The sequence below is a fragment of the Roseiarcus sp. genome, assembly GCF_049514155.1.
Taxonomy (GTDB): Bacteria; Pseudomonadota; Alphaproteobacteria; order Rhizobiales; family Beijerinckiaceae; genus Roseiarcus.
Window position 1 is genome coordinate 1 of sequence record NZ_JBEKVH010000192.1, and the last position, 6,299, is coordinate 6,299.

At 64.4% G+C, this 6,299-nt stretch carries 7 protein-coding genes and 1 pseudogene; 2 read left to right on the plus strand and 6 right to left on the minus strand.

The features are described from left to right. Window positions 1-112 precede the first annotated feature (112 nt). The gene (tnpB, locus tag ABSF49_RS19255) at window positions 113-469 is read right to left on the minus strand and encodes an IS66 family insertion sequence element accessory protein TnpB (RefSeq protein WP_424114256.1); all 357 of its coding nucleotides are present in this window, start codon (window positions 467-469) and stop codon (window positions 113-115) included. After that, window positions 466-903: an IS66-like element accessory protein TnpA gene (tnpA, locus tag ABSF49_RS19260; protein WP_424114257.1), complete on the minus strand. Its 438-nt coding sequence runs from the start codon at window positions 901-903 to the stop codon at window positions 466-468. Before tnpA ends, tnpB begins: the two co-directional genes overlap by 4 nt. A 77-nt stretch (window positions 904-980) precedes the next feature. On the opposite strand from tnpA, the pseudogene ABSF49_RS19265 reads away from it, so the two are divergent. After that, window positions 981-1,820, plus strand: a pseudogene (locus tag ABSF49_RS19265) (transposase); the annotation flags it as partial. A 263-nt stretch (window positions 1,821-2,083) separates the two neighbouring features. Continuing rightward, window positions 2,084-2,848 (plus strand): FadR/GntR family transcriptional regulator, encoded by a 765-nt coding sequence (locus tag ABSF49_RS19270; RefSeq protein WP_424114258.1) that lies wholly within the window; start codon window positions 2,084-2,086, stop codon window positions 2,846-2,848. A 196-nt stretch (window positions 2,849-3,044) separates the two neighbouring features. On the opposite strand, the gene kduD is transcribed toward ABSF49_RS19270, so the two are convergent. From kduD to ABSF49_RS19290, 4 genes are all read right to left on the minus strand, one after another. After that, a complete protein-coding gene (kduD, locus tag ABSF49_RS19275; protein WP_424114259.1) occupies window positions 3,045-3,806 on the minus strand; it encodes a 2-dehydro-3-deoxy-D-gluconate 5-dehydrogenase KduD in 762 nt (253 codons plus the stop codon). Between the two features lie 27 nt (window positions 3,807-3,833). Further along, the gene (gene kduI, locus ABSF49_RS19280) at window positions 3,834-4,670 is read right to left on the minus strand and encodes a 5-dehydro-4-deoxy-D-glucuronate isomerase (RefSeq protein ID WP_424114260.1); all 837 of its coding nucleotides are present in this window, start codon (window positions 4,668-4,670) and stop codon (window positions 3,834-3,836) included. Window positions 4,671-4,955: 285 nt separating this feature from the next. Next, window positions 4,956-5,960, minus strand: coding sequence for an aldose epimerase family protein (locus ABSF49_RS19285; RefSeq protein WP_424114261.1), 1,005 nt, complete (start codon window positions 5,958-5,960; stop codon window positions 4,956-4,958). Between the two features lie 15 nt (window positions 5,961-5,975). After that, window positions 5,976-6,299: aldo/keto reductase (locus tag ABSF49_RS19290; protein WP_424114262.1), on the minus strand; the 324-nt coding region annotated here is incomplete at its 5' end.

Genomic DNA, 6,299 nt, shown 5'->3' on the forward strand with positions numbered 1-6,299 from the left:
CGTCTCGGGGTCATCGGGCAGTGCGTCGACGGCCGGCGTCATGTCCGTGACGACACCACAGAATCCTGGCGTTTGCGACGATTTTCCACACCCTGATTCACCGTGTCGCAGGTCAGCCGGCGAGCTGCGGCGCAACCGTGTCCTTCGCCTGCCGAACGCGCCGCCAATCGAGACCTTCCAGCAGCGCCGAGAGCTGCGCCGCCGACAGACGCATTACGCCGTCCTCGATCTTCGGCCAGTGAAAGTCGCTGTCTTCGAGGCGCTTGGTGAATAGGCAGACTCCGGTGCCGTCCCAGAACACCAGCTTCACCCGGTCCGTGCGTTTGCTGCGAAACACGTAGATGGCTCCATCGAAGGGATCGGCCCGCATCATGTCGCGCACCAGCGCCGCCAGGCCATCTGCGCCCTTGCGAAAGTCGACCGGCCGCGTCGCTACGAACACCCGCGCCGCGCCTGTCGCGCCGATCATTTGGCCGCCTTCAGCGCGCCGATGATCATCGTCACCATCGCCGGATCGGCACCACGCCAGATCCAAACGCTCGATCCTTCGACCTCCAACTCGATCGAGTGCGGACGCGCTTCGATCGTCGGCGTCTTGCCGCCGGCGTCGAGCAACGAAACGCCGCTCGGCGCGTCGAGAACGACCGGCGCGAATGTCGACGCCTCAATCTCGTGATCGCCTCTTCGACATGCGGCGCGACGCCAGCCGAATAACTGCTGCGGCGTCAGGCCGTGGCGACGCGCGACATCGCTCGTTCGCGCACCGTCCTCATAGGTCTCCGCGACAATCGCCGCCTTCTCCGCTGTCGTCCAAGTGCGCCGCCGCCCGGCGCCGGTGAAGATCTCCAGCCTTCGCGCGGGAGCCTCCCCCTTCGACACGTCATTATGCTCTGTGATCGACACGTATCGGAGCCTCCAAACGCTCCGAATATCTCCGCCACGCCGCTGCTCGAAAAGGTGGGGGCAGAACACCGGTTACGCTGGTTCGGCTGGCCAAGAAGCACGGCGTCGTCCTGCGCCAGTCCTACGAGCGGGTCGGCAAATACGCGCTGATCGCCCATCAGCGCTACGCTCACGCCAAGCAGTTCAAGCGGGCGAACCGGGCGTTGCGGACCTTACGCACCTATCTCGGCCGGACCGCGCGCGACATCGTGCGCAAGATCAAAGGCGACGAGGAACTGAAGAGTGTGTTCGCCGAGCCGCTCTCGCTCGCCTGGAGGGTGCGCGATCAACGCCAGAACCAACGCGGCCGAAAAGTCTATTCGCTGCACGCGCCCGAGGTCGAATGCATTGGCAAGGGGAAAGCGCACCGGCCCTACGAGTTCGGCGTCAAGGTCTCGGTGGCGACGACGCTTCATCACTCCCGCGGCGGCCAGTTCATCGCCCATGTGAAGGCGCTGCCGGGCAACCCCTATGACGGCCACACGCTCGGCGTCGTTCTGCCGGAAATGGAAGCCCAAATCGGCGCCAACCTCTCGCGCATCGTCGCCGACCGCGGCTATCGCGGCCACAACGCCCCGCCCGAGCATAGGTTCAGGGTCTATATCTCCGGCCAGAAACGGCGCGTCACCGCGGCGATCAAACGCGACCTACGCCGCCGCTCCGCGGTCGAGCCGTGCATCGGCCATCTCAAGTCCGAGCACCGCATGGGTCGCAACCACCTCGCCCACGCCGCCGGCGACGCCGCCAACGCCGTCCTCGCCGCCGCCGGCTATAACTTCCGGCGATTGCTGGCCTGGGTGGCGATCCTTTTGCGCGCCTGGTTGGCCGCCTTCATCGCGATCGCCAAAGCGCCCATCGATCAGAGCGCTCTCACGTAATCGGCGTTCTTCACGGACGACGACGTATTGCCTAGGAATCCGGCAAATCCATCAACGAACCCACTTCATAACCTTGTTGCCATGCATTTCCCTATCGCCGCTGATCATCGTGCACCGCGAGAGGCCCAGATTCCGCTCGCTTGATAATCAGGCGCTAATGACTGACGCTCCAAGACGTGAAACAAGCGGCATGTTACTATAAGGGTTGTTAGATCGGCCTGCCAGAAACGGCACGCGGTTAGTCACTCTCTCGAATGGTTATAATGCGCGCCCCAAATTCTCCCCTTTCTCCGAGGCCGAGTCGCCCAGCCCAATTAGCCGAGTGGTTTGCACGCGAGATTCGCACTGGTCGCCTCATGAGCGGCGAGAAGCTACCGACCGAGCAGGAGCTGAATACGCAATTTGGAGTCAGCCGTGCGGTTATTCGGGAAGCCATGGCCTCGCTGCGCTCCGAAGGGCTGGTCGTCAGCCGTCAGGGTTCCGGCGTATTCGTGGCGGACCACCGGACTAGTCAGACCTTTCGCATTAACCCCGACGAAGTTCGCTCTCTGACAGAGATCGAGAACGTGCTTGAGCTCCGGCTCGCTGTTGAACTCGAGGCGGCGGCTATCGCGGCAAAGAAGCGCACCGATGAGGACCTGGCGCACATGCGACGATGGCTCGAGGCCATTGATGCGTCCATTGCGGCAGGCGATTCGGCGATCGAGTCCGATTTTGCGTTTCACCGCGCGATTTCGGCGGCCACGCGAAATCCCTATTTCGAACGATTCATGCATTTTTTGGGACCCGTGATCATTCCGCCCCGATCGATCCGTCCTCTTTCGGAAACCCCGGATCAACGCCGGCTTTACCTGGAGCATATTCAGGCGGAGCACCGGCGCATCCTCCAGGCAATCGAGCGGCGCAACGCCGAAGCTGCGCGCTCGGCCCTGCGCGAACATCTCGAGGGAAGTCGCGAACGGCACCGGAGGACGATCTATAGCGAATCCGCGACAAACCCTGATCCTCTGGCAGGTCCCCTCGACTAACGCGCCGCATCGCGCCACCCCGGGCGGCATCTGGCAGGCGGCGATCCATTGCGGACGAGCGTGCTCACTGCTCGGCCGTCAGGTCAAGGAAACAGGCACTTGATCGGGCCGAAATTGGCTCCGCGACGCGAGCGCAGCCTGTCGATGGGGACGGGCGTCAGCTGTGCGCCTGCGAGGTAATTCTCATACGCTCGCTTCATCGAGCAAGCCAGCCTCCGTCGACCACGAGAGCGTGGCCGGTGACATAGGCTGCGGCGTCCGAAGCCAGGAACACCACTGGTCCCGCAAGATCTGCAGGCTGTCCCCAGCGGCCCATAGGAATGCGGGAGAGTATCTCACCGCTGCGGGCGGCATCGGCACGTAACGCGGTCGTGTTGTCGGTATCCATGTACCCTGGGGCGATCGCGTTCACGGTGATTCCGTATTGCGCCCATTCGTTGGCGAGCAACCTGGTCAGCCCGAGCACGCCGCTCTTGGCCGCCGTGTAGGATGGAACGCGGATGCCGCCCTGAAAGGACAGCAGTGAGGCGGTGTTGATGATCCGCCCCCCCTTTGATTGTCCCGCCGTCTGCTGGCGGATGAACTGCCGCGCCGACGCCTGCGCCAGGAAGAACACCGCCTTCAGGTTCACCGCAATCACATCGTCCCACTCGCGCTCGCTGAACTCGAGCGCATCGGCGCGACGAATGATGCCGGCGTTGTTCACCAGGATGTCGATGCGCCCGAACGCCGCAGTCGCGCGCGCGATCAGATCCTCAGCTTTGGCGGTGCTCAGGTCCGTCGCGATGTCCTGGAACCGTCGCCCCATTCCTTTCGCGGCCGTTCCTGTCTCGTCCGCCGGCACGATGTTGAGGCCAACGATGTCGCACCCGGCCTGCGCCAGGGCCAGCGCCATTCCTTGCCCAAGCCCGGTGTTGCAGCCGCTTACGACCGCGACTTTGCCGCTCAGATCGAACATGCTTTGTTGCTCCTTGTCTCCTGGCGCTCAGCGCAGCGCGGCGACCTCAACGTGATCCATATCGTCGTAGGTCTGATTTTCGCCGACCATGCCCCAGATGAAGCTGTAGGCGCGTGTGCCGACGCCGGAATGGATCGACCAACTTGGCGAGATCACCGCTTGCTCGTTGCGCACGACGATGTGCCGGGTTTCCTGCGGCTGGCCCATAAGGTGGAAAACCGCCGCATCGGGATCGACGTCGAAGTAAAGATAGACCTCCATCCGCCTTTCATGCGTGTGGGTCGGCATGGTGTTCCACAGGCTCCCCTCCTCGAGGTTGGTCATGCCCATGCTGAGCTGGCAGGTCTCAACGACCTCCGGGACGAGGAATTTGTTGATGGTACGGCGGTTGCCATTGCGCTTGTCGCCGACGGTGGTCGAGGAGGCGTCGGCGAGCGTCAGCCGCTTGGTGGGTAGGGCGCGGTGGGCCGGCGCGGAGTTGTAGTAGAGCTTCGCCGGACGGGCCGGCTCGACACTGCTAAAGGCAAGCTCGCGCGCGCCCATGCCGATGTAGACGGCTTCCTTCGAACCGACGGAAACCATCTCGCCGTCGATTGCCACCTGCGCCGGACCGCCGATATTGATGATTCCTATCTCCCGACGCTGGAGAAAGAATTCCACGCCAAAGGTTCGGCCGATCCCATCCGGCAGTCCGAGCGGTGCGGCCAGCGGCATGACGCCGCCGACCACGATCCGGTCGATGTGGCTGTAGGTCATGGTCATCTCGCCGGGCCGGAACACTTCCTCAACCAGGAATTGGCGGCGCAGCGCTTCCGTGTCGAGTGTCTTCGCTTGCGTACTGTGCATGGCTTGGCGAGTGTCCATCAAACGACTCCTTCGATCGGTTTGGCGGCAACGGAAGCCGCGGAGTTGGTAGGCTTCGCAACACGCGCCGACACACACGTCCCGCCACGCCGTCACGAACGGCACGTCGGATCTTGCGCTGGCGAAACGCCGAAAGGTTCGCCAAACCTCGCGCTTCGTCGTCGGGCGCGCGCCCGGCCTTCGATCATCCCGACCTTCGCCCGCAGCCCCCGGCCGGCCTCCAGAGTTGACGGAGTCCAACCGATGTCCCTCGTGACGCGAACGCGACTAGCGGCTTACGCCAACTCAGCCGGCGTCGAAGCGATACAAGGTGCGGGACGCGAACCGCTCGCCGGGCCTCAGCACGGTGCTCGGAAAGGCTGGGTGGTTGAGGCTGTCGGTGTAATGCTGTCCTTGCAGGCACACCGCGCTGCGCCGCGCGAACGGAGCGCCGCTGAGGAAATTGCCGCTGTAGAATTGCAGTCCGGGCTCGGTAGTGAGCATCGTCATGACAAGTCCGCCCGCCGAAAGGGTGGCGGCCAGCGTCGGCGTCGCGCGCGGCGCGTCGGCCAGGACGTAATTGAGATCGTAGCCGCCGCCGTATTTCAGCTGGTCGTTGGGTTGGTCGATGCGCGCGCCTATCGCGGTTGGCTGCCGGAAATCCAGCGGAGTGCCGGCAATGTCGCGGATCTCGCCAGTTGGAATCAGCTCGGCGTCCAGCGCCGTGATACGGGACGACGGAATGCGAAGCGTGTGCCCCAGCGCCGACGCTTCGCCCGACAAGTTGAAATAGGCGTGGTTGGTCAGGTTCACCACCGTTGGCGCATTGGCGGTCGCCGCGTAATCGATCACCAGCGCGCCATCGGTCAGTCGGTATTCCACCACGACATTCAGCGCGCCGGGAAAGCCTTGGTCGCCGTCGGGACTGTGCAACGTCAGCCGCAGCGTCTCACCGTCCGGCTCGGCCTGCCACACGCGGTAGGCGAAGCCGTTCGGCCCGCCGTGCAGCGTATTGCGGCCGTCGTTGGCCGGCAGTCGGTACTCGCGCCCGTCGAGAACAAAGCGCGCTCCGCCGATGCGGTTGGCGTAGCGACCGGCTATGGCGCCCAGATGCCTGCTGTCGCTCAGATAAGGCTCCAGTCGGTCGAACCCCAGCGTCACGTTGCGCGCGCCGCCGACCGCCGGCACATGCAGTTCGGTGATCCGCGCGCCATATTGTGCGACGGTGACGCTCAAGCCGGTGCTGCTGCGCAGAGAAAAAGCCTGGACTGCCGTGCCATCGGGCATGTGGCCGAACAGATGTGATTTCATTTAAGTCGATCCTCCTCACACGGACGCGAGCGGCGGCAGCGCCGGGCCCGCGCCGGCGCCTGTCTTGGCGATCGCGTCGGCAATCTCCTGCAGATCCACCCGGCTTAGTTCCAACGTTGCGGCGGAGATCCAGCCATCCACCTGCGCCGGGCGGCGGGCTCCCATGATCGCCCCGGTCACCCCCGGCCAAGCCAGCGTCCAGGCCGCGGCCACCGCGGCCGGAGTCACGCCATGCCGCTCTGCGATCGGCTTCAACGCGTCCGCTAGCGCCAGGTTTTGACGCAGCGGTTCGCCAGCGAAGTCTGCCCCGGCGGCTTTGTTGTAGTCAGGCCCGCGCGC